The organism is Pseudomonas sp. Root569 (assembly GCF_001427465.1).
Classification (GTDB): Bacteria; Pseudomonadota; Gammaproteobacteria; order Pseudomonadales; family Pseudomonadaceae; genus Aquipseudomonas; species Aquipseudomonas synxantha.
The window spans coordinates 456,318-481,868 of sequence record NZ_LMGQ01000012.1 but is presented as its reverse complement, the minus strand read 5'-3'; the positions used below and the strand labels follow the sequence as shown (position 1 = coordinate 481,868).

Here is a 25,551-nt window from a genome sequence, read left to right as displayed (position 1 = left end):
TGAACTGGCCTAATGATCCCGGACACCTCTTAAGGGCGATATGATTCGCCCATTCAGGAGGTTCCATGCAAGAACGAAAAACCTATACCCGCGAGTTCAAGCAACGTGCTGCAAGCATGGTTCTTGATGATAACTGCTCAGTTCCCGACGTCTGTGCATCGATGGAGGTTGGCCCTACGGCTCTGCGCCGTTGGGTTGATCAGKTTCGTAAAGAGCGTCAGAAAGGGCAGCCAGTGGCCGGTACCAAGGCAATCAGCGAAGAACAGCGAGAGCTGCAGCAGCTGCGAGCCAAGGTCAAGCGTCTGGAGACCGAGGCTGAAATCTTAAAAAAGGCTACGRCTCTCTTGATGTCGGATCCCGATCGTTTTTCCTGATCGAGGAGCTGAGGGAGTCGAGTTCATATCCGACCTGCCTGCTTTGCAGTGCGCTGGGCGTTTCCYGTAGCGCGTTTTACGACTGGCTTAAGCGTCGCTCAGCGCCCAATACCAAGCGTGACGCGCTCAGAGCAAAAGTCGTGCAACTGCATGACGAAAGCCGGGGAAGTGCAGGCGCGCGGATGATCTCTCAGCACTTGAAGGCCCAGCAGGTCAAGGTGGGACGGCATTTGGCCGGAAAACTCATGGCGGAGGCAAATCTGGCCAGCAGGCAGCGCCGCCGCCATCAATATCGCTCTAGAGGCGTCGAAGCATTTGTGGCCAAGAACCTGCTTGAGCGTAACTTTGAGCCAACCGCAATCAATCAGGTCTGGTGCGGCGATGTTACTAGCCTGATGGTTGGGAAACGCTGGTATCACTTGGCAGCGGTCATTGATCTGTTCGCCCGCCGAATCATTGGCTGGGCGTTTTCCCTGATCAACGACGCCAACCTGGTTAGCAAGGCGCTAAGAATGGCGGTGGAGGTTCGAGGCAAACATGGGGGCTTGATGTTTCATTCGGATCAAGGCTGCCAATACACCAGTCAGCGCTTTCAGTCCGAGCTGCTGGAACATGGGATAACGCAAAGCATGAGCCGCAGAGGACAGTGCTGGGACAACGCGCCAACAGAGCGTTTCTTCGGGACACTCAAGTCAGAGTGGGTGCCCACCAAGGGTTATACGACAGTTGAAGAAGCCAGGCAGGATATGACCAGCTTCTTCATGCGGTATAACCGAATTAGGCTCCACAGCTACAATAACTACCTGTCTCCAATAGCCATGGAGCAGCAGGMGGCTTGACCACCGTAATCGGTGTCCGGAAAAACTTGACCAGAACAGCTTGCTCGCGAAGGTCGTCAACGATAACGCGGGAAACCTGATACGCCGCAGCGCTCTCAGGTGCTTCGCGAGCAAGCTCGCTCCTACAATGGGCCGCTCTCAGAGTCGTATGTCTTGGGGGCCGCGGATCAGCGCTTCGATCCGCGTACCTGTCGCACGTTCTTCATTGCTGAACCCGTCATAGTCGGCCAGATTGGCGAAGCGGATGCCGGTCAATTGTTCGATCGCAATCACACTGCGCTGGTAGGTACGAAGCGGGCCGAACACCAGGTCGAGCTGCCCCAGCTCACGGCTTTGGTCGATCATGTAGGCGCTGGCGGAGGGTTTGCCGTCGTCGCTGAGGTAAGCCACGACTTTCCAGAACGCCTTGGGGATTTTCACCCCACGATAAAGTCGGTCGTCATCGGCGAATACCGGGCCGGTAAACACCGTGGCCCGGGCTTTCCAGCGCTGGGTGTTGTCAAGAATGTAGTCTTCGAGTTCCAGCCAGGTCTTCTGGTTGAAGCCGCTCATTTGCGGCGAGCAGTTGGTGAAATGGAAGGTGTCGAAGTTGGCGGTGTTGGCCTCGTCGCCCCAGTTGGGGTCCTGGCGCCGCACCAGGTGGCCGCGGTCCAGGCCATTGCTGGCGTAGAGGTCTTCACCTACCTGCGCATCCAGGGGCAGGCGACCATCGTAGGCCCAAGTGTCGTTGCTGCGCGTGATGTCCACATGCTTTGAGCCGTCGATATTCACCCCCACGTAGAGCGCCAGTCGTCGGGAACGCGACATAGTGATGGAGAAATGCGTGTAGTCCAGGCGCTTGGGTTGCACGTCGCTCGACAGTGGCTCGCCGACCGTAGGCCATGGCACCACGAAGTCGCTGAGGAAGTCATGGGCATAGCCTGCGCGGTTTTTGAGGTCCTTGGCGGCGGTGACGCGCGGTGTCGCGGTTCTGGCTTCCAGCAGGGTGGGGCTGAGCGCGACCAATGGGCGCAGGTCGGAAAGCCTGGGGCGGTGGGAAAGGTCGATTTTGGCTGTGCGGGCGGGCATGGGCATGTTCCTTATGGGCCTCGGATAAACACCACTGCAACACAAACTCATGACAATTTGGCCCAGGTGGCGAACACAGGTCTATCCTGAAACCGCTACCGGACGTTCATCACACGCCAAAAAGGAGCCAGCTTATGTGTGTTCGCCAGCCGCGCAACCCGATTTTCTGTCTGATCCCACCCTATATGCTCGACCAGATCGCCCGCCACGGGGATAAAGCCCAACGGGAAGTCGCATTACGCACTCGCGCCAAGGACAGCACGTTCCGCTCGTTGCGCATGGTCGCCGTACCTGCCAAGGGCCCAGCCCGCATGGCGTTGGCCATGGGCGCCGAGAAACAGCGCTCGATCTACAGCGCTGAAAACACCGACAGCCTGCCTGGCAAGCTGATCCGCGGCGAAGGGCAACCTGCCAGCGGCGATGCCGCAGTGGACGAAGCCTATGACGGCTTGGGCGCCACCTTCGATTTTTTTGACCAGGTGTTCGACCGCAATTCCATCGACGATGCCGGCATGGCCCTGGACGCCACGGTGCACTTCGGCCAGGACTATAACAACGCGTTCTGGAATTCGACCCAGATGGTCTTCGGCGACGGTGACCAGCAGTTATTCAATCGCTTTACCGTGGCGCTCGACGTGATTGGCCATGAGTTGGCCCATGGCGTTACCGAGGATGAGGCCAAGCTGATGTACTTCAACCAGTCCGGCGCGTTGAACGAGTCGCTGTCCGACGTGTTCGGCTCACTGATCAAGCAGTATGCGTTGAAGCAAACCGCCGAGGAGGCTGATTGGCTGATTGGCAAAGGGCTGTTTACCAAAAAGATCAAGGGCACGGCCCTGCGCTCGATGAAGGCGCCAGGCACTGCGTTTGATGACAAGCTGCTGGGCAAGGACCCGCAGCCGGGTCACATGGATGATTTTGTACAGACATACGAGGACAATGGCGGGGTGCATATCAATTCCGGCATTCCCAACCACGCGTTCTATCAGGTGGCGACCAAGATTGGCGGGTTCGCCTGGGAGCGTGCAGGGCGCATCTGGTATGACGCACTGCGGGATGCGCGGCTGCGACCGAACTCGGGGTTCCTGCGTTTTGCGCGTATTACCTATGATGTAGCCGGGCGTCTTTACGGCGCGAACAAGGATGAACAGAAAGCGGTCAAGGAGGGGTGGAAAGCCGTGGGTATCAACGTTTGACCAGCCGCTTGGGCGGCGAGGAACAGCCATGCGAATCTCAATCAAGGAAAGCGGCGGGGCGGCGTATTTTCCGGGGCTGGCCAAGCCGCGTACGGTAGAGCTGGAGAAGCTACCCGAGCCGGACCAGCAGGAATTGCGGCAACTGATCGAAGCTTCGGATTTTTTTCAGTTGCCACAAAGCACCGTTCCCGAAGCCGGAAACCCCGGCCGAGTGCACTACACCCTGACAGTGGCGGAGGGCGAGCGTGAGCACACGGTCTGTGTGCTCGCGCCGGTGAAGTCGCAGGCGTTGGAAGGGTTGGTGCAGTGCGTGCGCCGTCATATCCGCAGTTGATGCACGACTGGGGTTGCTGCGCAGCCAGCGCAGTCGCCCCTGTCTGGCTATTTGCGGTCCAGCCATACTGTCTGCGCATTGCAGAACTCGCGTACGCCGAAGTGCGACAGCTCGCGGCCGAACCCGCTTTTCTTCACACCGCCAAACGCCACCCGAGGGTCTGACACGCTGAACGCGTTGACGAATATCCCGCCGGTGTCCAGTTGCTCGGCAATATCGCGGGCCTTGGCTGAGTCGGTGGTGAAGATGCTGGCGGTGAGGCCAAACTCGCTGTCATTGGCCAGGGCCACAGCATGCTCGGCATCGCGGGCGGTAATGATCGACGCCACGGGTCCGAACAATTCCTGCTTGAACGAGGTCATCTGATCGGTGACGCCGGCCAGCACGGTCGGTTCATAGTAATTGCCCGCGCCTGGGACTTTGTTGCCGCCCAGCAGCAGGGTCGCGCCTTCTTCCAGGGTCGCCTGGACCTGGCCGTGCAGTTCGTCGCGCAGGTCGAAGCGGGCCATGGGGCCGATATAGGTAGTGTTCAATGTCGGGTCGCCCATCACCAGGGCGCGGCTGGCCTCAAGGAATTTGGCGGTGAAGGCTTCTACCACCCCAGCTTCAATGATCAGGCGCTTGGCGGCGGCGCAGACTTGGCCGCTATTCTGGAAACGGCCGATCACGGCCGCTTGCACAGCAGCGTCGAGGTCAGCGTCGTTGAGCACGATAAACGGGTCGGAGCCGCCCAGTTCCAGCACGCATTTCTTCAGCGCGGCGCCGGCCTGGGAGCCAATGGCGATACCGGCGCGCACGCTGCCGGTGAGGGTCACGGCGGCGATACGTGGGTCAGCGATGGCGCTGGACACGCCGTCCTGGGTCACGTTGATCACTTCGAATACGCCTTCAGCGAAACCGGCTGTGCGCAACGCTTGCTGGATCAGGTAGGCGCTGCCCATCACGTTCGGCGCGTGTTTGAGCACGTAGGTGTTGCCGGCGAGCAAGGTCGGCACGGCGCCGCGCAGCACCTGCCAGACCGGGAAGTTCCACGGCATCACCGCGAGGATCGGGCCCAGCGGGCGGTATTCGATCCGGGCGCTGCCGTTGTCTACCAGGGTCGGCTCAGGGGCGAGCATGGCCGGACCATGAGCGGCGTACCACTCGCTGAGTTGCGCGCATTTTTCGATCTCGGCGCGGGCCTGGGCGATGGGCTTGCCCATTTCCAGGGTGATCATTTGCGCCATGGCTTCGGCTTGCCCGCGCAAGGCGGCGGCCAGGGCCAGCAGCAATTCTGCGCGTTGGCTGACCGGCTGACGGCGCCAAGTGCGGAACGCGCTGGCCGAACGGGTGAGGGCGGCGTCCAACTGTGCCGCGGTTTCATAGGCATAGCTGGCGACTGTTTCGCCATTGGCGGGGTTGATCGACAAGGCGTGGGTCTGGTGGGTCATTGCGTTCATGGCACCGTCCGGCTGAATAAGTGGAATGGGGCCAGCGTACGGGGCTGTACCTTTTCTGGAAACTGAATAATATTAAGCAATACATTCACGATTGGAGAATGAAGTGGATCTGGTGCAGCTGGAAATTTTCAAGGCCGTTGCCGAGCAAGGCAGCATCAGCGCTGCCGCGCAGCTGATTCATCGGGTGCCGTCAAACCTCACCACGCGCATCAAGCAATTGGAACAGGACCTGGGCGTGGAGTTGTTTATCCGCGAGAAAAGCCGTTTGCGCCTGTCCCCGGCCGGTTGGAATTTCCTCGGTTATACGCGGCGTATTCTCGACCTGGTGCAAGAGGCCCGCGCTACGGTGGCGGGGGAGGAGCCCCAAGGTGCGTTTGCCCTGGGCTCCCTGGAGAGCACGGCAGCGGTGCGCATCCCCGCCTTGCTGGCGGCGTATAACCAGCAGTACACCAAGGTCGAGCTGGACCTGAGCACGGGACCGTCGGGCACCATGATTGAAGGCGTGTTGTCCGGGCGGCTGACTGCGGCTTTCGTCGATGGGCCGGTGCTGCATTCCACCCTGGAAGGCGTGGCAGTGTTCGAAGAGGAGATGGTGGTGATTGCGCCACTGCATCACGCGCCGATCACCCGCGGGCAGGATGTGAATGGCGAAAACATCTATACGTTTCGCTCCAACTGTTCGTACCGGCACCACTTCGAGCGCTGGTTCTCACAGGATGGCGCAATGCCGGGCAAGATCTTCGAGATCGAGTCCTACCACGGCATGCTCGCCTGCGTCAGCGCCGGGGCCGGGCTGGCGCTGATGCCGCGCAGCATGCTTGAGAGTATGCCGGGGTGTGCGGCGGTGAGTGTGTGGCCGTTGACGGACAGCTTCCGCTTACTGAATACCTGGCTGATCTGGCGCCGGGGCACTGTGTCACAGAGCCTGAACAGTTTCGTAAAACTGCTGGAAGAACGCGGCCTGGCAGCCGCCTGAGTTCAATGTGGGAGGGGGCTTGCTCCCGATAGCGATGTTTCAGCTAACGAATACTTGGCTGAAAGACTGCAATCGGGAGCAAGTCGAATCGTCGCACCGCCCCTCCCACATTTTGTTCTTCATCAGCCGCCGAATTGGAAGGTGCCCATGGCCAGTTTGGCCATGATCGCCGTCGCACCCAGTTGCACCAGCCACAACGCCAAACCACCGAGGAACACCCCCAGCGCCACTTGCAGCACCAGGCTCTTCTGGCGTTTGGCTTGCGGTGCACGTGGGGCGTAATCGTGCAATTCGTCGCGGTCGGCACGCAGGTCCAGGTCGTCGTTTCTCATAGGGCTCTCACAGCAAAGGGGCGGTCAAGGTTCAGTCTAGGGGCTGGACACAAAAAAGGGGAAGCCATGGCTTCCCCCTTCTGTGCAACGCCAGCAGGTTTACAGCACCTGAACGATTGCTTGTGTGACCGCACCAATGTTCGACTGGTTCAGCGCCGCCACACAGATACGCCCGGTGTCCAGGGCGTAGATGCCAAACTCGGTGCGCAGGCGGGTGACTTGCTCAACGGTCAGGCCAGAGTAGGAGAACATCCCGCGCTGGCGACCGACGAAGCTGAAATCATGGCCTGGAGCCGCCTTGGCCAGCTCAGCCACCATCTGTTCGCGCATGCCGCGGATGCGCAAGCGCATTTCAGCCAGTTCGGCTTCCCACTGGGCACGCAGTTCAGGGTTGTTCAGCACAGCTGCAACGATGGCCGCGCCGTGGGTCGGCGGGTTGGAGTAGTTGGTGCGGATCACGCGCTTGACCTGGGACAGGATGCGCGCGCTTTCTTCCTTGGACTCGCTGACGATCGACAGCGCGCCTACGCGTTCACCGTACAGGGAGAACGACTTGGAGAACGAGCTGGACACAAAGAAAGTCAGGCCCGATTCAGCGAACAGACGTACGGCAGCGGCGTCTTCGTGGATGCCATCACCAAAGCCCTGATAGGCCATGTCGAGGAACGGCACCAGGTTCTTGGCCTTGACCACCTCCAGCACGTTTTGCCAGTCGGCCGGGCTCAGGTCGACGCCGGTCGGGTTATGGCAGCAGGCGTGCAGCACCACGATGGATTGCGGGGGCAAAGCGTTGAGGTCTTCGAGCAGGCCGGCGCGGTTGACGTCGTGGGTTGCAGCGTCGTAGTAGCGGTAGGTCTGCACCGGGAAACCGGCTTTTTCGAACAGCGCCTGGTGGTTTTCCCAGCTCGGGTCGCTGATGGCGACCACGGCATTGGGCAGCAATTGCTTGAGGAAGTCAGCGCCGATTTTCAGCGCGCCAGTGCCACCTACCGCTTGGGCGGTGATCACGCGGCCAGCGCTCAGCAGGGGGGATTCAGCACCAAACAACAGCTTTTGCACGGCCTGGTCGTAGGCCACGATGCCGTCGATCGGCAAGTAGCCTCGGGCGGCGTGTTGCGCCACGCGAATGGCTTCCGCTTCGGCAACGGCACGCAAGAGTGGAATTTTCCCCTCCTCGTTGCAGTAAACGCCCACGCCAAGGTTGACCTTGGTGGTTCGTGTGTCGGCGTTGAATGCTTCGTTGAGGCCCAGGATTGGATCGCGTGGTGCCATTTCGACAGCGGAAAACAGGCTCATTTTTGCGGCAGCTCTATGGGGGAAGGGAGGGACGTGTCGCGCTCCAGCCGAATGCACTAGAGCGGTGCACAAACGGGGAGCTAGTATAGAGGCCATCACGGCTGAGGGCGACAACCGAAACGGCTTTTCGGCGATGTTTTTCGGTTTATTTGTTGACCGTTAGTCTTATTGCAACATTGAAGGGAAAGGTCTTGTAGGAGGATAGCCTTGAAACCCATCACATTCGTCACCACTTCTACAGCTATCATGGTTTTTTCCTGCAACCTGCGATGATTAATCGCGGGTTGCTGAGCTATTTCGTCCCTGGCGGTGTTGAGTCTGGGGTGACTACACGAGGTACGTTATGTCGGATTTCCAGCTCGTCACCCGTTTTGAACCCGCCGGCGATCAGCCGGAAGCCATTCGCCTGATGGTCGAAGGCATCGAGGCCGGTCTGTCCCATCAGACGCTGCTCGGGGTGACCGGTTCAGGCAAGACCTTCAGCATCGCCAACGTGATCGCCCAGATCAACCGCCCGACCCTGGTGCTGGCGCCGAACAAGACCCTGGCCGCGCAGCTGTATGGCGAGTTCAAGGCGTTCTTCCCGAACAACGCGGTGGAGTACTTCGTTTCCTACTACGACTACTACCAGCCCGAAGCCTACGTGCCGTCCTCCGATACCTTTATCGAGAAGGATGCATCGATCAACGACCATATCGAACAGATGCGGCTGTCAGCGACCAAGGCCTTGCTGGAGCGCAAGGACGCGATCATCGTCACCACGGTGTCGTGCATCTACGGCCTGGGCAGCCCGGAAACCTATCTGAAGATGGTGCTGCACGTCGACCGCGGCGACAAACTCGACCAGCGCGAACTGCTGCGGCGCCTGGCGAGCCTGCAGTACACCCGCAACGACATGGACTTCGCCCGCGCTACCTTTCGGGTGCGCGGCGATGTGATCGATATCTACCCGGCGGAATCCGACCTGGAAGCGATTCGCATCGAGCTGTTCGACGATGAAGTCGAAAGCCTGTCGGCCTTCGACCCGTTGACCGGCGAAGTGATCCGCAAGTTGCCACGCTTCACGTTCTACCCGAAAAGCCACTACGTGACCCCGCGGGAAACCCTGATGGGCGCCATCGAGGGTATCAAGGTCGAGTTGGCCGAGCGCCTGGAATACCTGCGTTCCAACAACAAGCTGGTGGAAGCCCAGCGCCTGGAGCAGCGCACCCGCTTCGACCTGGAGATGATCCTGGAGCTGGGCTACTGCAACGGCATCGAAAACTACTCGCGCTACCTTTCGGGTCGCGAGTCCGGTGCGCCGCCGCCAACCCTCTACGATTACCTGCCGCCGGACGCCTTGCTGGTGATCGACGAGTCCCACGTCAGCGTGCCGCAGGTGGGCGCCATGTATAAGGGCGACCGTTCGCGTAAAGAGACCCTGGTGGAATACGGTTTCCGCCTGCCGTCGGCACTGGACAACCGACCGATGCGCTTCGATGAATGGGAGGCCATCAGCCCGCAGACCATCTTTGTGTCCGCCACGCCCGGTAACTATGAAGCCGAGCATGCCGGCCGCGTCATCGAGCAGCTGGTGCGTCCGACTGGCCTGGTGGACCCGGAAATCGAAATCCGCCCGGCGCTGACCCAGGTCGATGACTTGCTTTCGGAGATCAACAAGCGTGTCGCCCTGGAGGAGCGCGTATTGGTCACCACCCTGACCAAGCGTATGTCCGAAGACTTGACCGACTACCTGGCCGACCATGGCGTGCGCGTGCGCTATCTGCACTCGGACATCGACACCGTGGAGCGGGTAGAGATTATCCGCGACCTGCGCCTGGGTACCTTCGATGTGCTGGTGGGGATCAACCTGCTGCGCGAAGGCCTGGACATGCCGGAAGTGTCGCTGGTGGCGATTCTGGATGCGGACAAAGAGGGCTTCCTGCGCTCGGAACGCTCTCTGATCCAGACCATCGGCCGTGCGGCGCGTAACCTCAATGGCCGCGCGATTCTCTACGCGGACCGCATTACCGGCTCCATGGAGCGGGCGATTGGCGAAACCCAGCGGCGTCGCGACAAGCAGATCGCGTTCAACCTGGAAAACGGCATCATCCCCAAAGGCGTGTTCAAGGACGTTGCCGACATCATGGAAGGCGCCACCGTGCCCGGCTCGCGCAGCAAGAAGCGCAAGGGCATGGCCAAGGCCGCCGAGGAAAGCGCCAAGTACGAGAACGAACTGCGTTCGCCGAGTGAAATCACCAAGCGCATTCGACAACTGGAAGAGAAGATGTACCAGTTGGCGCGCGATCTTGAGTTCGAGGCGGCGGCACAGACGCGCGATGAGATTGGCAAGTTGCGTGAGCGGTTGCTGACGGTCTGATTTGCGCTGGCTTTACTGGCCTCATCGGGGGCAAGCCCCCTCCCACACTGTTATGTGTGAACTCGGTCAAATGTGGGAGGGGGCTTGCCCCCGATGGCCGCGCCGCGGTTTTCCAGAAATCCCCCAGGCTGTTACCATTCGCCCCTTGCTTCAATTTTCAGTTTTATCGCCCATTCGAGACCTGCCATGACCACCGTCCGCACGCGCATTGCGCCATCGCCTACTGGGGATCCCCACGTCGGTACTGCCTACATCGCCTTGTTCAACTACTGCTTTGCCAAGCAGCACGGCGGTGAATTCATCCTGCGGATCGAAGATACCGACCAACTGCGTTCCACCCGTGAGTCGGAGCAGCAGATTTTCGACGCCTTGCGCTGGTTGGGCATTACCTGGGCCGAAGGCCCGGACGTCGGCGGCCCCCATGGCCCGTACCGCCAGAGCGAGCGCAGCGACATCTACAAGCAGTACACCCAGCAACTGGTCGACATGGGCCACGCCTTCCCGTGCTTCTGCACCGCCGAAGAGCTGGACCAGATGCGCGCTGAGCAGCAGGCCCGTGGCGAAACCCCACGCTACGATGGCCGTGCGTTGTTGCTGTCCAAAGAAGAAGTGGCCGCACGCCTGGCAGCTGGCGAACCTCACGTGATCCGCATGAAGGTGCCAAGCGAAGGCGTGTGCGTGGTGCCGGACATGCTGCGCGGCGATGTCGAGATTCCGTGGGACCGCATGGACATGCAGGTGCTGATGAAGACCGACGGCCTGCCGACGTACTTCCTGGCCAACGTGGTCGACGATCACCTGATGGGCATCACCCACGTATTGCGTGGCGAAGAGTGGCTGCCCTCGGCGCCGAAGCTGATCCTGCTCTACGAGTACTTTGGCTGGGAACAACCGCAGCTGTGCTACATGCCGCTGCTGCGTAACCCGGACAAGAGCAAGCTGTCCAAGCGCAAGAACCCGACGTCGGTAACCTTCTATGAGCGCATGGGCTTTATGCCTGAAGCGATGCTCAACTACCTGGGCCGCATGGGTTGGTCGATGCCGGACGAGCGTGAGAAGTTCTCGCTGCAGGAAATGGTCGACAACTTCGACCTGTCCCGCGTCTCCCTGGGCGGGCCGATCTTCGATATCGAGAAGCTGTCGTGGCTCAATGGCCAGTGGCTGCGTGACCTGCCGGTGGAAGAGTTCGCCAGCCGTGTGCAGCAGTGGGCGTTGAACCCTGAGTACATGATGAAGATCGCGCCATTGGTGCAGGGCAGGGTAGAGACCTTCAGCCAGGTCGCACCGTTGGCCAGTTTCTTCTTCGCCGGGGGCGTGAACCCGGATGCCAAGTTGTTTGAGTCGAAGAAGCTTTCGGCTGACCAGGTTCGCCAACTGATGCAGTTGATCCTGTGGAAGCTCGAAAGCCTGCGCCAGTGGGAGAAGGACGCCATCACCGCGACGATCCAGGCGGTGGTGGAATCCCTTGAGTTGAAACTGCGCGACGCCATGCCCCTGATGTTTGCCGCGATCACCGGGCAAGCCAGTTCGGTGTCGGTGCTCGATGCGATGGAAATCCTTGGGCCGGACTTGACCCGTTTCCGTCTGCGCCAAGCCCTTGATTTGCTTGGTGGTGTGTCGAAGAAAGAAAACAAGGAATGGGAAAAACTCCTGAGCGCCATCGCGTAATCAGGCCGCTGCAGTGACAAAACCCCGGTTTTCCGGGGTTTTGTAGGTAAGTGATTGTTATCCCGGCAAAAAATTTTAGGAAATGTTGAAAATAAATTTGACACCTTTCCAAACCGCCATTAAGATTCGCCCCGTCCTCACCGATGAGGGGCTATAGCTCAGCTGGGAGAGCGCTTGCATGGCATGCAAGAGGTCAACGGTTCGATCCCGTTTAGCTCCACCAATCTACAGGTTCAAGGTCTGGCCACACCGGCCTTGAATCGATCAGGTCTCAGCCCTGATCAGTTGTACAGAAGGTTTTGTCCCCTTCGTCTAGTGGCCTAGGACACCGCCCTTTCACGGCGGTAACAGGGGTTCGAGTCCCCTAGGGGACGCCAGTTTCAACAAGCAGTTCGGAAGGTCTGCTGCGCCGCGAGGCGAAAAATCCGGGGCTATAGCTCAGCTGGGAGAGCGCTTGCATGGCATGCAAGAGGTCAACGGTTCGATCCCGTTTAGCTCCACCAATTTACAGTTCAAGGTCTGGCCACACCGGCCTTGAATCGATCAGGTCTCAGCCCTGATCAATGTACAGAAGGTTTGTGTCCCCTTCGTCTAGTGGCCTAGGACACCGCCCTTTCACGGCGGTAACAGGGGTTCGAGTCCCCTAGGGGACGCCACGATTACCCGCTTTGCGGGATTTTTAAGGGTCATTCAATTATTGAATGGCCCTTTTGTTTGTCTGGCATTTGGCCAATCCTCTCCCCAACCCCATTCCTGTGTACTGACCAATGGTCATGCCGGTCGCTTGCCAAATATTATTATGGTAATAATATTCAACCCATGAGAGACGGAGGCAAGTATGAGCGATAAAAAAGCCCAGACCCGCGAGCGTATTTTGCAGGCTGCCAGCGCGGCGTTGATCCAGCGTGGCCCGGCTGAGCCAAGCGTGGGCGAAGTCATGGGTGCGGCGGGGCTGACGGTCGGTGGTTTCTATGCGCACTTTGAAAGCAAGGACGCCTTGATGCTCGAGGCGTTCACGCAGCTGTTGGCCAAGCGTCGCGCGTCCATTGACGACATGGACTCCCAACTGACCGGTGAAGAACGCAGGGCGCTGGTGGCGGCGTTTTATCTGTCGCGCAAGCATCGCGACTCCACCACCCAGGCTTGCCCGATCCCGGCGACGGTGGGCGAGATGAGCCGTCTGCCCGATGAATTCCGCCAGGCGCTGAATGAGCACTGTGAGCTGATGGCTGCGCAGCTGGGGGCCAGCCCTGAGGACACTGACAAAGCCCTGGCGGACATGGCGCTGATGATCGGCGGCCTGGCCCTGGCGCGCGCCCTTGGCCCGGGTGAGTTGTCTGACCGTGTGCTGCGCGCTGCCAAGTCGGCCGTACGCTAGAAGAGGGCTGGAAGATGGGCACGTTAACCTGGACTCGTCGCTTCAACGGCACCCTGGGGCATCTGGCGCCGCAAACCGTGGCCAACAGGATGCGACGTGTGTTCATGACGCCGCGTGACCTACCGCCACGAGCCTGGGAGCTGCCGCTGTTGGCGCAGTCGGAGCGCATTACTTTGCGCTTTGGCTTGTCCGCCCTGCGCTGGGGCCAGGGCCCGGCGGTGCTGTTGATGCACGGCTGGGAAGGTCGGCCCACCCAGTTCGCCAGCCTGATCACTGCGTTGGTGGACAACGGTTATTCAGTGATTGCCCTCGATGGTCCTGCCCATGGTCGTTCGCCGGGGCGTGAAGCCCATGTGCTGCTGTTTGCCCGCGCCATGCTTGAGGCCGCTGCCGAGTTACCGCCGCTGCATGCGGTAGTTGGCCATTCCATGGGCGGTGCCAGTGCGATGCTGGCGGTGCAGCTGGGGCTGCGTACCGAGGCGTTGGTGAGTATTGCCGCGCCGTCGCGTTTTCTGGATGTGTTGCGCGGCTTCACCCAGATGGTCGGCCTGCCGGCGCGTGCGCGGGCGGCGTTCATCCAGGAAGTGGAACTGACGTTCGGCATGCCGCTCAAGCACCTGGATGTGGCTCACTACCAGATGAATATTCCCGGCCTGATCGTGCATGCCGAAGACGACACCTTTGTGCCGGTCAAGGCGTCGCAAGCCATCCATGAGGCATGGTTCGACAGCCGTCTGCTGCGCCTGGAGGCCGGCGGGCATCAGAAAGTGCTGGCCGACCCAAGGGTGATCGATGCGGTACTCGTGCTGTTGGCTGGCCGCCTACAGGAACGGCAAATCGCCTGATACACTGCCCCGCCGACATTAATCGACTGGAGCAAGGCATGGGCTGGGACCTGGCAACGCCGTTTATCATCGATCTGCAGGTCGCGCCTGAGGACATCGACGGCCTCGGGCACGCCAATAACGCAGTGTACGTGTCCTGGCTGGAGCGTTGTGCCTGGCGCCATTCCCAGCGCCTGGGGCTGGACCTCACCGAATACCGGCGCCTGGATCGTGCCATGGCCGTGGTGCGCCACGAGATCGATTACCTGGCGGCCGGCTATGAAGGCGATGAGTTGCAACTGGCCACCTGGATCGTCGATTGGGACCAGCGCCTGAAAATGACCCGTCGTTTCCAGCTGGTACGCCCCCGTGATGGCGCGACCCTGCTGCGTGCACAAACCACCTTTGTGTGCATCGAGCTGTCCAGCGGCAAGCCCAAGCGTATGCCCGCCGAGTTTATTGAAGGTTATGGCCCCGCCCTGACCGGGGGTTAACGGTTACCGCAGGAAACCCAGTAAACTGCGCCACGATTTTTGTTGAGTGTTTTCCATGCAAATTGCCTTGGCGCCCATGGAGGGGTTGGTCGACAACATCCTGCGGGACGTGTTGACCCGCGTGGGCGGTATTGATTGGTGCGTGACCGAGTTCATCCGCGTCAACGACCGCCTGCTCACCCCTGCCTATTTCCATAAGCTCGCTCCGGAACTGCTGCACGGTGCCCACACGGCGGCAGGCGTGCCACTGCGTGTACAACTGCTCGGTTCCGACCCGGTATGCCTGGCGGAAAATGCCGCACTGGCCTGCGAGTTGGGCTCGCAAGTCATCGACTTGAACTTCGGTTGCCCGGCCAAGACGGTGAACAAATCCCGTGGTGGCGCGGTGCTGCTCAAGGAGCCGGAATTGCTCAACCAGATTGTCGAACACGTGCGCCGCGCCGTACCCGCTCATATTCCGGTCACCGCCAAGATGCGCCTGGGCTTCGACAGCCCGGACGGGGCGTTGGTGTGCGCCACGGCCCTGGCCGAGGGCGGTGCTGCGCATATCGTGGTGCATGCGCGCACCAAGGCCGATGGCTACAAGCCGCCGGCCCATTGGGAGTGGATCCCGCGGGTGCAGGACGTGGTCAAGGTGCCTGTATTTGCCAATGGCGATATCTGGAGCGTCGAAGACTGGAAGCGTTGCCGCGAAATCAGTGGTGCCGAAGACATCATGCTGGGCCGTGGCTTGGTGGCGCGCCCTGACTTGGCGCGGCAGATCGTAGCCGCGAAGGCGGGCGAGGACGTGGTCGAAATGACCTGGGCGCAGATGCAGCCGATGCTGCAGGAATTCTGGCGCCAATCGGTGGCGCAACTGACTGAAAAGCAGGCGCCCGGCCGCTTGAAGCAATGGCTGGCGATGCTGACACGCAATTACCCGGAGGCGGTGGAGCTGTTCACGGCCCTGCGCCGTGAGACGCAATTGGAGCAGGTCAGTCGCCTGTTGGGCATGCAGCACCCCGTCACGTTGGATTGAATCATTAATTAAGTTTTAAATTTACCTGATAGGGCTCCAGTGGAGCCCTATCTTTCTCGTGCGCGAAATACCATAAAAACTCAGCTTGAAGTTGCTCGAATATTATCGGCTATTTACATGTAAGCAGTTTATTAACGTATGTAAGGATCGAGCTTGGTCGGCAGCCGCTTGGTGCAAGGGCTCAACGGGCGCAGACAAGAAGTGGCGTCCTTGAGTACGTGTAGGTGTGGTTATATGAGAAACGATTTCGGGAACTCGATAGGCGGATTCTCCACGAATAGATGAACTGGGTGACGCTGTTGTTTCCAGTTCATAAAAATCAAATCAATACCCGCACTGAATCAGGGGCGTAAGAGCGCCCCGAGGCTGTGTATGCGCGGGCTGGTTTAAAATTTTAAGAAAAGCAGGCACCTTCGGCGACGTGTGTATTCGTGGGATGCCTGTGTGTGGAGAAGTATATGTCTATCCATTCAATAAACAATATTGCGCGTATTGTAGATTTCAATAAGTTCGGTGATCTGGCTGAGGCGAGTAATAAGTCAAGCCCAGCGCTGTGGTCTGGCAGTGAGGGTATTAAGCGCGATGTAAACGTTCCTGTCAGCACGGTGTCGGAAAGCAAAGCCGAAACTGACAAGTTGCCGGAAGTTCTTACTGCGTTGCGTTCAATTTCTTTTCAGTTACAAGCATTGATATCTGATCGAAGAGATAGACGGGCCCGGGTACGTCCTGATGCACCTGCTCCTTCCGTAGAAGTTACCCCGCAGGTGACGCCAGAACCTGTCGCCCCCAAACCAGGCGCTGCACTGGAAATCCAGGGGCTTTCCAGCAAGCGAAATGGCGCCAAGCCTGACAACATCTGGAGCGGGTTTCGCCAAGGCCCCGATGGCAACTGTGTGACGGTATCGGCCATCAAGGCGGCGATGTATCGATTTGGCCAGAGCCCCACGGATATTTTCAAGGAAGTGATCAAAACCAGTGGCGGCTACCAGGTGGTCATGCGTGACGACTTCAAGCTCACCCTGACCGACCGTGAGCTCGCCGAAGGGGCACGAGGCGCGCGGTTTGTCGGCGCGGACAAGGGGATGCTCAAGGATGCGCAGTTTTTGTTTGCGGTCAGTGCCAAGCGTGCGCAGATGGAAAACAATGATCGTACGGCGGGCCGAAGCTTTCAGGCGGCGATCCGCAGTTTGAATAATGGCGAGGACGAGTCCGGGCCGGGTGAAGGGTTCATGCGGCTGGGGTTGAAGAAGCATATGAAAAAGGTTTCTGTACGCGACCTTGCTAACGGGCAACTGGGTATGTGTAACCGGGCCATGCATTCGGTGGCGGTCATCAATGGCCGCGAAGAATTATGGGGGCGCCAAGGTTCGGCTCCCACGCGAGGTCAGGCAGTAGCGCTGATGTGATCGCTACTCCAGCAGTCGCCTGAACCCCTCTATCGGTAACGGCCGGCTGTGCAAATAACCCTGGAATAAATGGCAGCCCAGCTGCTGCAGGAACGCCAGTTGTTCCGGGGTTTCCACGCCCTCGGCAATCACCTCCAGGTTCAAGCTGCGCGCCATGGCTACGATGGCGCGGATGATTTCCGCATCATTCGGGTCGTGGGTCGCATCGCGTACGAACGACTGGTCAATTTTCAATGCATCCACCGGCAGGCGCTTGAGGTAGGTCAGGGATGAGTAGCCGGTGCCGAAATCATCCATTGCGAAGCTCACGCCTAGCTTTTTCAGGCGGCGCATCTTCGCCACGGTATCGTCAAGGTTCTGGATGACAATGCCTTCGGTGATCTCCAGTTTCAGCAGGCTGAAGGGTAGTTGGTGCTGTTCGAGGCTGCGTTCCACCCGCTCCACAAAATCATTTTGGCGAAACTGCCGCGGGCTGATGTTCACGCACAGGCTGAAATTGAGCGGGTCCACCAGGCCGTCGGCAATCAATTGTGCGAAGGCGCCGCAGGCTTCGTCGAGAATCCAGGTGCCGACTTCCAGGATCAGGCCGCTGTCTTCCAAAACCTTGATAAATTCCGTTGGCGACTGCGCGCCCAGTTGCGGATGCTGCCAGCGCACCAGGGCCTCGGCACCGACAATCCTGTTGCCGCGCGCGTCTACTTGAGGCTGGTAATGCACGCTGAACTCGCCGCGTGACAAGGCCAGGCGCAGGTCGGTTTCCATGCGCAGGCGCTCGCTGGCGGTTTTTTGCATGCTGTTGTGGAACATCTGTGTGGTATTGCGTCCTGAATCCTTGGCGCGGTACAGGGCGATGTCAGCGCGCTTGAGCAGGTCGGCCGGTGTGCTGCCATGGTCGGGAATCAGCGCCACGCCGATGCTCGGCGTGACCTGCAGCCGATGGCCGTCGAGGAACATCGGTTCCGAAAGTAACTCGCGAAGAGTGTCGGCCAATGCTTGCACCTGGCTGCTGACGGCCTGGCGCGAACCCTCCAGGCCGCTGAGCAGCACCACGAACTCATCGCCGCCCAGGCGTGCCACGGTGTCTTCCATGCGTACGCTGGCTTCCAGGCGTGCGGTGACAATTTTTAGTACGGTGTCGCCCACCGGATGGCCGAGGGAGTCGTTGATGTGCTTGAAGTGGTCGAGGTCAAGAAACAGCAGGGCGCCGCGCAGGTTGTGGCGCTTGAGCAAGGCGATCTGCTGGCTCAGGCGATCCATCAGCAGCGCACGGTTGGGCAGGTTGGTGAGCGGGTCGTGGTACGCCAGGTGACGGATCTGCGCCTGGGCGTTTTTCAACAGGCTGACGTCCCGTGCGGTCAGCAGCAGGCATGGGGTTTCATTCAAGGTGATCGGCTCAACCGAAACCTCCACCGCCAACACCTCGCCACGTTTGTTGTGCCAGAGCATTTCCAGATGATGAATGCGGCCCTTGACCTGCAACTCGGCCAGTAGGGCGGCGCGCTGGTTTTCATCGGCCCAGATGCCGATCTGGTAGAGGGTCAGGCCGATCACTTCCTCGGTGCGGTAACCGGTCAGGCGGCAAAAACCATCATTGACCTCCACATAACGGCCGCTGTCGCGCTCGGTGATGGAAATCGCGTCGGGGCTGGAGTGGAATGCCTTGGCGAATTTCTCTTCACTGGCCTTGAGCGCGGCTTCCGAGCGTTGCTGCTGGGTGATATCGCGCAGCGTGGTGACGATGCATGACTGGTCGCTGACCTTGATCAAGCGGCTGGAAATCACGCAGGTCAGGCTTTGGCCGTTCTTGTGATGCACCACGACGGCCACATTGCTCAGGGCCTGTTCGCGAATCACCTGCTCGATGCGTTGCAGGCGCTTGCTGGACTCGTCCCACAGGCCGATCTGTTCGGCGCTTTTGTCGATCACTTCGGCGGCGGTAAAGCCGAAGGTCTGGGTGAATGCGGGGTTGATCTCAATAAAGGCGCCGCTGTCCAGGTCGGTCACGCAGATCGGGTCGGGACTGGCCTGGAACAAGCTGGCGAATTTTTCTTCGGAGGCTGTGAGCCGCTGTTCGCGCTCGACCTGGTCGGTGATATCCAGCAACGTACCGGCCATGCGCAAGGGGTGGCCAGCCTCGTCGCGATACAGGCGGGCACGGCTTTCCAGGTAGCGTGGGCTGCCGTCCTCCATCAGCACGCGATACGTCAACTGATAGTTGCCACCCGGCCCTTCGCGCAAGCTGCGGTAGGCGTTGCGCATGCCCTCGCGATCTTCATCGGACATGCCTTCGAAAAACGCGTCGAAGGACTCGTGGAACGGCGCGGGGTCCAGGCCGTGCAATTGGGCGGCGCGGGCCGAGCCGTAAAGCATGCCGCTGGGTATGTGCCAGTCCCAGGTGCCCAGCTGTGCCGAATCCAGGGCCAGGTCCAGGCGTTCCTGGCTGTCCTTGAGCGCTTGTTCGGCATTTTTGCGCTCTGTAGTGTCGAGGAACGTGCTGATCAGGTAGGCCTCGCCGTCCAGCTCGACTTTCTGAGCGCTGAGGGTGCCGTCGTGGATCTGGCCGTTGCTGGCGCAGAACTGCACCTCCATGGTCATGGGCTCGCCTTTGCGCTGGGTTGCCTTGACCAGCAGTGCGCGTTGTTCAGGGTCGCGCCACAAGCCCAGCTCCAGGGTGGTACGGCCGATGGCGTCGGCCACCGGCCAGCCGAACAGCATTTCGAAGTACTGGTTGGCCTCGCTGATCAAACCGTCGGCCTGGCGCGTCAGCAGCACCATGTTCGGGCACAAGTGGAACAGCGTGGCGAAGCGCTTTTCTGAATGACTGAGGGCGTATTCGCGTTCGCGCTGGTGAGTGATCTCACGAATCACTCCGATCATGCGGCGGCGACCCGCTTTGTCGGGCGCCAGGCTGCCGCTGATCTCCAGCCAGTGCAGGCTGCCATCGGGCCACTGGATGCGGTGGTGCATGGCGCGCTCGAATGGCTCCCCGGCGAGTACCGCGTGAAAACCGCGTATCACGCGGGTTCGGTCTTCCGGTGCGAGCAGATCGAGATAGTCGAGGTCTTTGGGCAGCGGCTGGCGAGGATCAAAGCCAAATAGCGCCTGGGTGCCCCGGGACCAACTGATTTTTCCCGTATCGATTTCCCAGCACCAGGCACCCAGCCGGGCGGCATTGAGGGCCGCCAGCAATTGCGGGGCGCTGTCCCAGCTCTGTTCCGCCGCTTGTGGGTCCAGGGCGTAGATGCGGGGCAGGGGAGGTATCGGGTCGACGGGATTGCGCATTATCAAAGGGCCTTGGCTCGTTGGGAAAACAGCGCGGTAGTAGTTAGAGCCCGGGGCCGCACGGTGTCATGCCGGTAACCCTGGCAGATCGACCTGTGCATCCAATAGGCTCATGAAGGCCCGCGCAGCGTTCGACAGCGTCCTTTCGGTGTGCACGATATAGCCTAGCTGGCGACTGAGCTGTATGCCCGGCAAAGCGATACTTGCCACCTGGTCATCGAGCATGGTGCGCGGCAACACGCTCCAGGCCAGGCCGATGGAGACCATCATCTTGATGGTTTCCAGGTAATTGGTGCTCATGGCGATATTCGGCGCAAGGCCCTGGGCCTCGAACAACCGGCTGACAATGTGGTGGGTGAAGGTATTGCCCCCAGGGAACACTGCCGGGTGCGCGGCGATATCGGCCAGGCTGATGGAGCCATTGCTGATCAAGCTGTGTTCGGGCGCTACCACGAAATCCAGCGGGTCATCCCATACCGGCGTGGCGCGCACCAGGTTGTGGGGCTCGGGCGCCAGGGTAATCACCGCCACTTCGGCACGACCGTGGAGGATTTCTTCGTAGGCCACTTCCGAATCGAGAAACTGAATATCCAATGCCACGTTCGGGTATTGCCGAGTGAACGTGCGCAGGACCGGTGGCAGGCGGTGCAGGCCTATATGGTGGCTGGTGGCCAGAGTGAGTCGCCCGCTGACTTCGCCGGTAAGGTTGGTCAGGGCGCGACGGGTGTCGTCCAGCACATTGAGGATCTGATAGGCACGAGGCAGCAAGGCTCGCCCGGCTTCGGTCAAACCCACTTCACGGCCCAGGCGATCGAAAAGACGCACCTTCAGTTGTTGTTCCAGGCCAGCGATGCGTTTGCTGATGGCCGGTTGGGTCAGGTGCAGGCGTTCGCCGGCACCTGAGAAACTGCCGGTTTCAGCGATGGCAATAAAAGCGTTGAGGTTGGCCAGGTCCATGGTGATATTCCATTTGGTAATCCAAAGCATAAAAAATATGAATTTGAGTTATTTAATGTAGCGCCATACCATCAGCCTCACAAGCCAAAGGGTTATTGAAAAGCCCGGCGTATAGAAGCACCGCTGATGAGGACCGACTGATGGCCGGCAAAACGCTTTACGACAAGCTTTGGGATTCCCATGAAGTGAAACGTCGCGATGATGGATCGTCGCTGATCTATATCGACCGTCACATCATCCATGAAGTGACCTCGCCCCAAGCGTTCGAAGGCCTGCGACTGGCTGGGCGCAAGCCCTGGCGCGTCGACTCGATCATCGCCACTCCGGACCACAACGTGCCGACCACGCCTGAGCGCAAGGGCGGTATCGAAGCCATTGCCGATCAGGTCTCGCGTTTGCAGGTACAGACCCTCGACGACTACTGTGACGAATATGGCATCACCGAATTCAAGATGAATGATGTGCGTCAGGGCATCGTTCACGTCATCGGCCCGGAGCAGGGTGCGACCTTGCCAGGCATGACCGTGGTCTGCGGCGACTCTCATACCTCCACCCACGGTGCATTCGGCGCCCTGGCCCATGGCATCGGCACTTCCGAGGTGGAACATGTGTTCGCCACCCAGTGCCTGGTGGCCAAGAAGATGAAGAACATGCTGGTGCGCGTCGAAGGCACCTTGCCGTTTGGCGTGACCGCCAAGGACATCGTACTGGCCGTGATCGGCAAGATCGGCACCGCTGGCGGCAACGGCCACGCCATCGAGTTTGCCGGCAGCGCGATTCGCGACCTGTCCATCGAAGGTCGCATGACCATCTGCAACATGTCCATCGAGGCCGGTGCGCGCGTGGGCATGGTGGCGGCGGACGAGAAAACCGTCGAGTACGTCAAAGGCCGCCCATTTGCCCCGCAAGGCGCCGATTGGGATGCCGCCGTGGAAGCCTGGAAGGACCTGGTGTCCGACGCCGATGCGGTGTTCGACACCGTGGTCGAGCTGGACGCCGCGCAGATCAAGCCACAGGTCAGTTGGGGCACTTCGCCGGAAATGGTCTTGGCGGTTGACCAGAACGTGCCGGACCCGGCGAAAGAGGCTGACCTGGTCAAGCGTGGTTCCATCGAGCGCGCCTTGAAGTACATGGGCTTGAAAGCCAACCAGGCGATTACCGACATCCAGTTGGATCGCGTATTCATCGGCTCCTGCACCAACTCGCGGATCGAAGACCTGCGCGCCGCGGCAGTGATCGCCAAAGGCCGCAAAGTCGCCTCGACCATCAAGCAAGCCATCGTGGTGCCAGGTTCAGGCCTGGTCAAAGCCCAGGCCGAAGCTGAAGGCCTGGACAAGATCTTCCTCGAAGCCGGTTTTGAATGGCGTGAGCCGGGCTGCTCGATGTGCCTGGCGATGAACCCCGACCGCCTGGAGTCGGGCGAGCATTGCGCGTCCACTTCCAACCGTAACTTCGAAGGGCGTCAGGGCGCTGGCGGGCGTACCCACTTGGTCAGCCCGGCCATGGCTGCCGCGGCGGCCGTCAACGGTCGTTTCATCGACGTTCGCGAATTGATCTGAGGAATACCCGATGAGAGCTTTTACCCAACACACAGGCCTTGTCGCGCCGTTGGACCGTGCCAACGTGGACACCGACCAGATCATCCCCAAGCAGTTCTTGAAGTCGATCAAGCGCACCGGGTTTGGCCCCAACCTGTTTGACGAGTGGCGCTACCTGGACGTGGGCTATGCCTACCAGGACAACTCCAAGCGCCCGCTGAACAAAGACTTTGTGCTCAACGCCGAGCGTTACCAGGGCGCCAGCGTGTTGCTGGCCCGGGAAAACTTCGGCTGCGGCTCCAGCCGTGAGCACGCGCCGTGGGCCCTGGAGGAATACGGCTTTCGCAGCATTATCGCGCCGAGCTATGCCGACATCTTCTTCAATAACAGCTTCAAGAACGGCCTGTTGCCGATCATCTTGAGCGACGCCGAAGTGGATGAGCTGTTCCAGCAGGTGGAAGCCACTGTGGGCTACCAATTGACCGTCGACCTGGCCGCACAGACCGTGACTCGCCCGGATGGCAAGGTGTATCACTTTGAGGTGGATGCGTTCCGTAAACACTGCCTGATCAACGGCCTGGACGATATCGGCCTGACCTTGCAGGACGGCGATGCGATTGCGGCGTTTGAAGCCAGGCATCGGGCGAGCCAGCCTTGGTTGTTTCGCGATGCATAGATTGATGTAGGCAGGGCCGCCGCTATCGGGAGCAAGCCCCCTCCCACATTTGACCCAGTTCCTCCAGTTTGAAATGCGATCAAATGTGGGAGGGGGCTTGCTCCCGATAGGGCCAGAACAAACACCACAAGGTCCATTGAGGAATCCCCCATGACCACCACCGCCCACACCCAAGTCGTGCAAAAGCAATTCGGCGAACAAGCCTCGGCCTACCTGAGCAGTGCCGTGCACGCCCAGGGCACCGAATTCGCGCTGCTCCAGGCCGAGCTGGCCGGGCAGGGCGCTGCACGACTGCTGGACCTGGGCTGCGGTGCCGGTCATGTGAGCTTCCATGTCGCACCCTTGGTCAACGAAGTGGTGGCCTACGACCTGTCCCAGCAAATGCTCGATGTGGTTGCCGCGGCTGCGGTTGACCGCGGCCTGGACAATATCCGTACCGTACACGGCGCCGCCGAACGCCTGCCCTTTGCCAATGGCGAGTTCGACTTCGTGTTCAGCCGTTATTCGGCCCACCACTGGAGCGACCTCGGCCTGGCCCTGCGCGAAGTACGCCGAGTGCTCAGGCCGGGTGGCGTGGCGGCGTTTGTCGATGTCTTGTCACCGGGCAGCCCATTGCTGGACACTTACCTGCAAACCGTCGAAGTGCTGCGCGACACCAGTCACGTGCGTGATTACTCCGCCGCCGAGTGGATGCAGCAGCTCAGCGAGTCCGGTCTGCATGTGCGCAACAGCAGCCGCCAGCGTCTGCGCCTGGAATACACCTCGTGGGTTGAGCGCATGCGCACGCCAGAGGTGTTGCGAACGGCAATCCTTGAGCTGCAACAGGCGATGGGCCAGGAAGTGCGTGATTACTACGAAATACAGGCCGACGGCACCTTCAGCACCGACGTGCTGGTGGTGTTTGCCGAGCGCTGATTGGATTTTTCCCGACCTGCCCGCGGGCGGGTCGCTTGATGAAATGAGGAACGCATGAGCAAGCAGATTCTGATTCTCCCTGGCGACGGTATTGGCCCGGAAATCATGGCCGAAGCGGTCAAGGTCCTGGAATTGGCCAACAGCAAATACAGCCTGGGCTTCGAGCTGAGCCACGACGTGATCGGCGGTGCTGCCATCGACAAGCATGGCGTGCCCCTGGCTGACGAAACCCTGGACCGCGCCCGTGCGGCCGACGCCGTGCTGCTCGGCGCCGTGGGCGGGCCGAAATGGGACAAGATCGACCGTGACATCCGCCCCGAGCGCGGCCTGCTGAAAATCCGTGCGCAACTGGGCCTGTTCGGCAACCTGCGCCCGGCGATCCTCTATCCGCAGCTGGCCGACGCCTCGAGCCTCAAGCCGGAAGTGGTGGCAGGCCTGGATATCCTCATCGTGCGTGAGCTGACCGGTGGTATCTATTTCGGCTCGCCACGAGGTGTGCGTGAGTTGGAAAATGGCGAGCGCCAGGCCTACGACACCCTGCCGTACAGCGAGAGCGAAATCCGCCGTATTGCCCGAGTCGGTTTCGACATGGCCCGCGTGCGTGGCAAGAAGGTCTGTTCGGTGGATAAGGCCAACGTACTGGCCTCCAGCCAACTGTGGCGCGAAATCGTCGAGGAGGTCGCCAAGGACTACCCGGACGTCGAACTGAGCCACATGTATGTCGACAACGCCGCCATGCAGCTGGTGCGCGCGCCCAAGCAATTCGACGTGATCGTCACCGACAACCTGTTCGGCGACATCCTGTCCGACCAGGCCTCGATGCTCACCGGTTCCATCGGCATGCTGCCGTCGGCGTCCCTGGACACCAACAACAAGGGCATGTACGAGCCGTGCCACGGTTCGGCGCCGGATATCGCAGGCCTTGGCATTGCCAACCCGTTGGCGACCATTTTGTCGGTATCGATGATGCTGCGTTACAGCTTCAACCTGGCTGATGCGGCGGACGCGATCGAGAAAGCCGTCAGCCTGGTGCTTGACCAGGGCCTGCGTACCGGTGACATCTGGTCACAGGGTTGCACCAAGGTCGGTACGCAAGAAATGGGCGACGCAGTAGTCGCCGCGCTGCGGAATCTGTAATCTCTCGGGCCCGCTTGCAGTTGTTGCTGCAAGGCGGCCCACTTT

At 60.2% G+C, this 25,551-nt stretch carries 22 protein-coding genes and 4 tRNA genes; 20 read left to right on the top strand and 6 right to left on the bottom strand.

Features of this window, described 5'->3' with window-relative positions:
* The first annotated feature begins 65 nt into the window (after positions 1–65).
* Entirely contained in the window at positions 66–374 is a 309-nt protein-coding gene (locus ASD70_RS29430; protein WP_056846729.1) for a transposase, read from the top strand.
* The gene (locus tag ASD70_RS13925; RefSeq protein WP_056846728.1) at positions 371–1,213 is read left to right on the top strand and encodes an IS3 family transposase; all 843 of its coding nucleotides are present in this window, start codon (positions 371–373) and stop codon (positions 1,211–1,213) included. The genes ASD70_RS29430 and ASD70_RS13925 overlap by 4 nt, the downstream gene beginning before the upstream one ends.
* A 138-nt stretch (positions 1,214–1,351) precedes the next feature.
* Here the strand turns inward: ASD70_RS13925 and ASD70_RS13920 are convergent, their stop codons facing one another.
* Positions 1,352–2,281 (bottom strand): DNA/RNA non-specific endonuclease, encoded by a 930-nt coding sequence (locus tag ASD70_RS13920; RefSeq protein ID WP_046068952.1) that lies wholly within the window; start codon positions 2,279–2,281, stop codon positions 1,352–1,354.
* A 134-nt stretch (positions 2,282–2,415) separates the two neighbouring features.
* Here ASD70_RS13920 and ASD70_RS13915 point away from each other — a divergent pair, with 134 nt between their 5' ends.
* The gene (locus tag ASD70_RS13915; RefSeq protein WP_046068951.1) at positions 2,416–3,477 is read left to right on the top strand and encodes a M4 family metallopeptidase; all 1,062 of its coding nucleotides are present in this window, start codon (positions 2,416–2,418) and stop codon (positions 3,475–3,477) included.
* A gap of 28 nt (positions 3,478–3,505) precedes the next feature.
* On the top strand, positions 3,506–3,811 hold the full coding sequence (locus tag ASD70_RS13910; RefSeq protein ID WP_046068950.1) for a protealysin inhibitor emfourin: 306 nt from the start codon (positions 3,506–3,508) through the stop codon (positions 3,809–3,811).
* Positions 3,812–3,858: 47 nt separating this feature from the next.
* Here ASD70_RS13910 and ASD70_RS13905 read toward each other — a convergent pair whose 3' ends face one another.
* The gene (locus tag ASD70_RS13905; RefSeq protein ID WP_056846727.1) at positions 3,859–5,250 is read right to left on the bottom strand and encodes an aldehyde dehydrogenase family protein; all 1,392 of its coding nucleotides are present in this window, start codon (positions 5,248–5,250) and stop codon (positions 3,859–3,861) included.
* 103 nt (positions 5,251–5,353) lie between these two features.
* Here ASD70_RS13905 and ptrR point away from each other — a divergent pair, with 103 nt between their 5' ends.
* Positions 5,354–6,226: a putrescine utilization regulator PtrR gene (gene ptrR / locus ASD70_RS13900; protein ID WP_046068948.1), complete on the top strand. Its 873-nt coding sequence runs from the start codon at positions 5,354–5,356 to the stop codon at positions 6,224–6,226.
* A gap of 122 nt (positions 6,227–6,348) precedes the next feature.
* Here the strand turns inward: ptrR and ASD70_RS13895 are convergent, their stop codons facing one another.
* Entirely contained in the window at positions 6,349–6,558 is a 210-nt protein-coding gene (locus ASD70_RS13895) for a hypothetical protein (RefSeq protein ID WP_043047518.1), read from the bottom strand.
* A 99-nt stretch (positions 6,559–6,657) separates the two neighbouring features.
* Positions 6,658–7,854, bottom strand: coding sequence for an amino acid aminotransferase (locus tag ASD70_RS13890; protein ID WP_043047517.1), 1,197 nt, complete (start codon positions 7,852–7,854; stop codon positions 6,658–6,660).
* Positions 7,855–8,197: 343 nt separating this feature from the next.
* Here ASD70_RS13890 and uvrB point away from each other — a divergent pair, with 343 nt between their 5' ends.
* From uvrB to ASD70_RS29420, 11 genes are all read left to right on the top strand, one after another.
* Positions 8,198–10,213, top strand: a complete 2,016-nt coding sequence (uvrB, locus tag ASD70_RS13885) for an excinuclease ABC subunit UvrB (RefSeq protein ID WP_043047516.1) — start codon at positions 8,198–8,200, stop codon at positions 10,211–10,213.
* A 186-nt stretch (positions 10,214–10,399) separates the two neighbouring features.
* Positions 10,400–11,881 carry a glutamate--tRNA ligase gene (gltX, locus tag ASD70_RS13880; RefSeq protein WP_056846726.1) on the top strand — a complete coding sequence of 494 codons (1,482 nt, stop codon included), beginning with the start codon at positions 10,400–10,402 and terminating at the stop codon, positions 11,879–11,881.
* A gap of 147 nt (positions 11,882–12,028) precedes the next feature.
* Positions 12,029–12,104 (top strand) — tRNA-Ala (locus ASD70_RS13875).
* 78 nt (positions 12,105–12,182) lie between these two features.
* Positions 12,183–12,258, top strand: a tRNA-Glu gene (locus ASD70_RS13870).
* 50 nt (positions 12,259–12,308) lie between these two features.
* A tRNA-Ala gene (locus ASD70_RS13865) sits at positions 12,309–12,384 on the top strand.
* A gap of 77 nt (positions 12,385–12,461) precedes the next feature.
* A tRNA-Glu gene (locus ASD70_RS13860) sits at positions 12,462–12,537 on the top strand.
* Positions 12,538–12,719: 182 nt separating this feature from the next.
* Positions 12,720–13,259 carry a TetR/AcrR family transcriptional regulator gene (locus ASD70_RS13855; protein ID WP_056846725.1) on the top strand — a complete coding sequence of 180 codons (540 nt, stop codon included), beginning with the start codon at positions 12,720–12,722 and terminating at the stop codon, positions 13,257–13,259.
* A 14-nt stretch (positions 13,260–13,273) separates the two neighbouring features.
* Positions 13,274–14,104: an alpha/beta hydrolase gene (locus ASD70_RS13850; protein WP_046068945.1), complete on the top strand. Its 831-nt coding sequence runs from the start codon at positions 13,274–13,276 to the stop codon at positions 14,102–14,104.
* Positions 14,105–14,142: 38 nt separating this feature from the next.
* A complete protein-coding gene (locus tag ASD70_RS13845) occupies positions 14,143–14,577 on the top strand; it encodes an acyl-CoA thioesterase (protein WP_005789778.1) in 435 nt (144 codons plus the stop codon).
* Positions 14,578–14,632: 55 nt separating this feature from the next.
* Positions 14,633–15,595: a tRNA dihydrouridine synthase gene (locus ASD70_RS13840; protein WP_046068944.1), complete on the top strand. Its 963-nt coding sequence runs from the start codon at positions 14,633–14,635 to the stop codon at positions 15,593–15,595.
* Positions 15,596–16,053: 458 nt separating this feature from the next.
* The gene (locus tag ASD70_RS29420; protein WP_236708705.1) at positions 16,054–17,001 is read left to right on the top strand and encodes a CsgG/HfaB family protein; all 948 of its coding nucleotides are present in this window, start codon (positions 16,054–16,056) and stop codon (positions 16,999–17,001) included.
* Between the two features lie 3 nt (positions 17,002–17,004).
* Here the strand turns inward: ASD70_RS29420 and ASD70_RS13830 are convergent, their stop codons facing one another.
* Both ASD70_RS13830 and ASD70_RS13825 read right to left on the bottom strand, forming a co-directional pair.
* Positions 17,005–20,283 carry a sensor domain-containing protein gene (locus ASD70_RS13830; RefSeq protein WP_046068943.1) on the bottom strand — a complete coding sequence of 1,093 codons (3,279 nt, stop codon included), beginning with the start codon at positions 20,281–20,283 and terminating at the stop codon, positions 17,005–17,007.
* A gap of 66 nt (positions 20,284–20,349) precedes the next feature.
* Positions 20,350–21,240, bottom strand: coding sequence for a LysR family transcriptional regulator (locus ASD70_RS13825; RefSeq protein WP_046068942.1), 891 nt, complete (start codon positions 21,238–21,240; stop codon positions 20,350–20,352).
* Positions 21,241–21,380: 140 nt separating this feature from the next.
* Here ASD70_RS13825 and leuC point away from each other — a divergent pair, with 140 nt between their 5' ends.
* The 4 genes from leuC (at position 21,381) to leuB (ending at position 25,506) form a co-directional block, all read left to right on the top strand.
* Complete coding sequence (gene leuC, locus ASD70_RS13820; RefSeq protein ID WP_046068941.1) at positions 21,381–22,799, top strand: 3-isopropylmalate dehydratase large subunit; 1,419 nt, start codon at positions 21,381–21,383, stop codon at positions 22,797–22,799.
* Positions 22,800–22,809: 10 nt separating this feature from the next.
* Positions 22,810–23,454: a 3-isopropylmalate dehydratase small subunit gene (gene leuD, locus ASD70_RS13815; RefSeq protein WP_046068940.1), complete on the top strand. Its 645-nt coding sequence runs from the start codon at positions 22,810–22,812 to the stop codon at positions 23,452–23,454.
* A gap of 150 nt (positions 23,455–23,604) precedes the next feature.
* Positions 23,605–24,369: a class I SAM-dependent methyltransferase gene (locus tag ASD70_RS13810; protein ID WP_056846724.1), complete on the top strand. Its 765-nt coding sequence runs from the start codon at positions 23,605–23,607 to the stop codon at positions 24,367–24,369.
* Between the two features lie 54 nt (positions 24,370–24,423).
* Positions 24,424–25,506 (top strand): 3-isopropylmalate dehydrogenase, encoded by a 1,083-nt coding sequence (leuB, locus tag ASD70_RS13805; RefSeq protein ID WP_046068938.1) that lies wholly within the window; start codon positions 24,424–24,426, stop codon positions 25,504–25,506.
* The last annotated feature ends 45 nt before the right edge of the window (positions 25,507–25,551 follow it).

Coding starts and splice junctions, on each gene's coding strand:
- ASD70_RS13920 (WP_046068952.1), bottom strand. CDS start 2,281: ATGCCCGCCCGCACAGCCAAAATCGACCTTTCCCACCGCCCCAGGCTT.
- ASD70_RS13915 (WP_046068951.1), top strand. CDS start 2,416: ATGTGTGTTCGCCAGCCGCGCAACCCGATTTTCTGTCTGATCCCACCC.
- ASD70_RS13910 (WP_046068950.1), top strand. CDS start 3,506: ATGCGAATCTCAATCAAGGAAAGCGGCGGGGCGGCGTATTTTCCGGGG.
- ASD70_RS13905 (WP_056846727.1), bottom strand. CDS start 5,250: ATGAACGCAATGACCCACCAGACCCACGCCTTGTCGATCAACCCCGCC.
- ASD70_RS13895 (WP_043047518.1), bottom strand. CDS start 6,558: ATGAGAAACGACGACCTGGACCTGCGTGCCGACCGCGACGAATTGCAC.
- ASD70_RS13890 (WP_043047517.1), bottom strand. CDS start 7,854: ATGAGCCTGTTTTCCGCTGTCGAAATGGCACCACGCGATCCAATCCTG.
- uvrB (WP_043047516.1), top strand. CDS start 8,198: ATGTCGGATTTCCAGCTCGTCACCCGTTTTGAACCCGCCGGCGATCAG.
- gltX (WP_056846726.1), top strand. CDS start 10,400: ATGACCACCGTCCGCACGCGCATTGCGCCATCGCCTACTGGGGATCCC.
- ASD70_RS13855 (WP_056846725.1), top strand. CDS start 12,720: ATGAGCGATAAAAAAGCCCAGACCCGCGAGCGTATTTTGCAGGCTGCC.
- ASD70_RS13850 (WP_046068945.1), top strand. CDS start 13,274: ATGGGCACGTTAACCTGGACTCGTCGCTTCAACGGCACCCTGGGGCAT.
- ASD70_RS13845 (WP_005789778.1), top strand. CDS start 14,143: ATGGGCTGGGACCTGGCAACGCCGTTTATCATCGATCTGCAGGTCGCG.
- ASD70_RS13840 (WP_046068944.1), top strand. CDS start 14,633: ATGCAAATTGCCTTGGCGCCCATGGAGGGGTTGGTCGACAACATCCTG.
- ASD70_RS29420 (WP_236708705.1), top strand. CDS start 16,054: ATGTCTATCCATTCAATAAACAATATTGCGCGTATTGTAGATTTCAAT.
- ASD70_RS13830 (WP_046068943.1), bottom strand. CDS start 20,283: ATGCGCAATCCCGTCGACCCGATACCTCCCCTGCCCCGCATCTACGCC.
- ASD70_RS13825 (WP_046068942.1), bottom strand. CDS start 21,240: ATGGACCTGGCCAACCTCAACGCTTTTATTGCCATCGCTGAAACCGGC.
- leuC (WP_046068941.1), top strand. CDS start 21,381: ATGGCCGGCAAAACGCTTTACGACAAGCTTTGGGATTCCCATGAAGTG.
- leuD (WP_046068940.1), top strand. CDS start 22,810: ATGAGAGCTTTTACCCAACACACAGGCCTTGTCGCGCCGTTGGACCGT.
- ASD70_RS13810 (WP_056846724.1), top strand. CDS start 23,605: ATGACCACCACCGCCCACACCCAAGTCGTGCAAAAGCAATTCGGCGAA.
- leuB (WP_046068938.1), top strand. CDS start 24,424: ATGAGCAAGCAGATTCTGATTCTCCCTGGCGACGGTATTGGCCCGGAA.